The sequence below is a fragment of the Kribbella orskensis genome, assembly GCF_004342085.1.
In the GTDB taxonomy this organism is placed as follows: domain Bacteria; phylum Actinomycetota; class Actinomycetes; order Propionibacteriales; family Kribbellaceae; genus Kribbella; species Kribbella orskensis.
In genome coordinates, this window is the sequence record NZ_SLWM01000063.1 from 1 (window position 1) to 2,453 (window position 2,453).

Sequence of the window (2,453 nt, forward strand, 5' to 3'; positions counted from 1 at the left end):
GGGCAGCCGAAATGAGAGCGACGAGCCGAGCGCCTGGACCAAGCCTCGCCAGGATCGGTCCTACAGGCAATTAAACAAGCAGCCGCTGTCCGCGCAATTGGGCTAAGCCGCCTGTCAGGGTGTGAGGCATGGACGCTCAGGACGAGGCTCGACCGCAGATCCGCACCTTCACTGAGAAGGATCGCGAGGCGGTCGTGGCGCCTGCCCCAAGATTGACCGAGGGGGTGACTCCGTGGCGTGATCCAAGCGCCGTACTGCGTGCCGTCACCCAGTGGGTCACCGACTCTCTCGGACGCGCGAACTCTGCGGACCGTGCCGTGTTCGTCGCCGAGGTGCGTGGCCGTGTCGTCGGAGCGGTGACGGTGGCCACCAGGCGGCACTTCACTGGTGAGATAGACGCCTATGTAGGCGAACTTGTTGTCGCCTCGGGTGACTCTCGTCATGGTGTGGGAACGGCGCTAATGTCTGCTGCCGAGGATTTGGGGGCGGGCGCGTGGACTGGCGCGGCTGAGCCTGGAGACGGGCGCGGCAAACACAATTGCGCGCGGCTTCTACGAGAAGTTGGGGTGCGAGGACGAAGACGTCCGGCTCAGCCGTCGCCTCTGAGCGACGATGTCCGGATCTGCCGCTGCCGGGTCGACTCGCAGGCCCGCCGGCGGATAGGGTGCGGGCGCCTGTCCGCCGAGAGACCGGGAGGAGCGTCGTGGGCGCGAAAACGGCACTGCTGGCGTTCGCCGAGGGCGACATCCGTCCTGCGTTGCTTGGCGCAACGCCCGCGGAACGAGCCGAGACCGAGGCGTTGGTACGTCGGATCCACCCCGGCTACGGCGTCGTACCCGTCGACAACGGCCCTACGCTGTTGGACTGCGTCTACCCGCCAGACGACATCACCTACGCCACGACACTGGCTGGGGCGGAACTGTACTGCGACCGGAGGCTCGTGCTCAACCGCCCCTCTAAGCTGCCGGAACACCTGCGCCAAGTGGGAGCGGGCAGACGAATCATCATGCATGGGATGCACTCGGTCGTTGACTGGCTCGGTTTCGCGGTCTGGGAGGACGGCGTATTGGTCAGATCGCTGAGCCTGTCGCCCGACGGAGGCATCCAGGAGAACATCGGCGAGCCTTACGACTTCGAGTTGCCATACTGGGCGGGCGCGCATCCAGTCGAACCCGTACCGGGCTGGCCCGACCAGCCGGCGTACCCGTTGCCATTTCATCCCCTTGAGCTGGGCGAAGAAGCGCTGCGCGCACTGTTCGGCTTCGTCATCGAGGGCTTTCCCGACGCGGACGACATCGACGTGGACACTGTTCACCTGCACGGCTTCCGGGTGACAGACCCGTCCGGCGCGGAACAGGCCGCGCGAGAAGCCATGTACGCGGCCTCACGCTCCATGGACCCGCCGCGGATGTTCCGGATGGGCCCGGACGGAACGATGCACGAGATCTCCTAGAAGCCTGCCGACCAACGCCACGGTGCGGCAACAAGCAGCCGCAATCCTCGCTGTCATGCCGCAGACAGCAAGGCGCGGAACTGCCGATGTGCGTGTACAGATGCGATGCGCAAGCGGCCTGTCTATGGGCAGCGGGTGCGGCTATCGGACTCATCCCACTCGAGTGCGAACGGGTCGAGCCAGGACAGCTCCTCCTCGGTTCGGGCGGCAACCAGCACCCAGAATCCGTCGCCGTCTTGGCAGATCATGGCCAGAGCGTCGGATCGGTGCCACACCCGATGACGTGTGCCCGGCCATGACCACTCCGCGCACGGCAACGGAGTGCAAGCATCTTCTATCCGTGAGACCGACGCCTGATCCAGTTGAAGCGCGCTACGGCTCGCGGCCATTGACCAGAGCGCCTCGAAAGCCGCGTGGTGGAGCCAGAACCCCTCCTCGTCCTCCGCAATGGATTGCCACTCTGCTTCGGGCTCGTTCGCACGCTCGACGAACTCCCCAGCATCCGTCCGACCCCAGAGCCACACCCCCTGGTTCTCAACGACCAGGACGTCTACCTCGCCTTCTGTCCATGGCTCGGCGGGCACATGGTTGAACCTGAGCAACGGCTCTACGAGCGCAGCGGCGTCCCGCTGCCGGGGCATCGAGCCGAACCAGAGTTCGACCCAGTCATGAAGGGATGCGGGCACGCTTCACATCGTCCACGAACACAGGCAGGAAGTCGCGCGCGCAGCCGCACTCATCTGCCGCTGTCGGTGCATTTCGGTGGCGATGTGACACCGCGCTTCGTACCCTGTGCACGGCCCCGCCCTAGGTGGGTGGCTGCACCCCCAGCGCCCACCCGAGCAACACCGGAGAGGGAGGCAGCCCGTTCGAGCCGGGCCGGGTGGGCTACAACGTCCGGAAATGCCGCTGACAGCGCATCTGAGCTCAATCCGAGCAGAGGACGGCCAGTCTGGTAGCCGGTCAGATCGCCAAGAACTCTGGGAACGACCAGATGCCA

2 protein-coding genes and 1 pseudogene are annotated in these 2,453 nt (G+C 65.7%); 2 read left to right on the top strand and 1 reads right to left on the bottom strand.

Annotation, left to right across the window (positions count from 1 at the left end; genetic code table 11):
- Positions 1-128: 128 nt before the first annotated feature.
- Positions 129-476, top strand: a pseudogene (locus EV644_RS48135) (GNAT family N-acetyltransferase); the annotation flags it as partial.
- A gap of 227 nt (positions 477-703) precedes the next feature.
- Positions 704-1,453 carry a DUF6928 family protein gene (locus EV644_RS47040; RefSeq protein ID WP_132197849.1) on the top strand — a complete coding sequence of 250 codons (750 nt, stop codon included), beginning with the start codon at positions 704-706 and terminating at the stop codon, positions 1,451-1,453.
- Positions 1,454-1,575: 122 nt separating this feature from the next.
- Here the strand turns inward: EV644_RS47040 and EV644_RS47455 are convergent, their stop codons facing one another.
- Complete coding sequence (locus tag EV644_RS47455; RefSeq protein WP_255511496.1) at positions 1,576-1,701, bottom strand: hypothetical protein; 126 nt, start codon at positions 1,699-1,701, stop codon at positions 1,576-1,578.
- Between the last annotated feature and the right edge of the window lie 752 nt (positions 1,702-2,453).

Bases quoted from the DNA above. Each gene is read 5' to 3' on its own strand.
- EV644_RS47455 (WP_255511496.1), bottom strand. From the start codon at position 1,701: ATGATCTGCCAAGACGGCGACGGATTCTGGGTGCTGGTTGCCGCCCGA.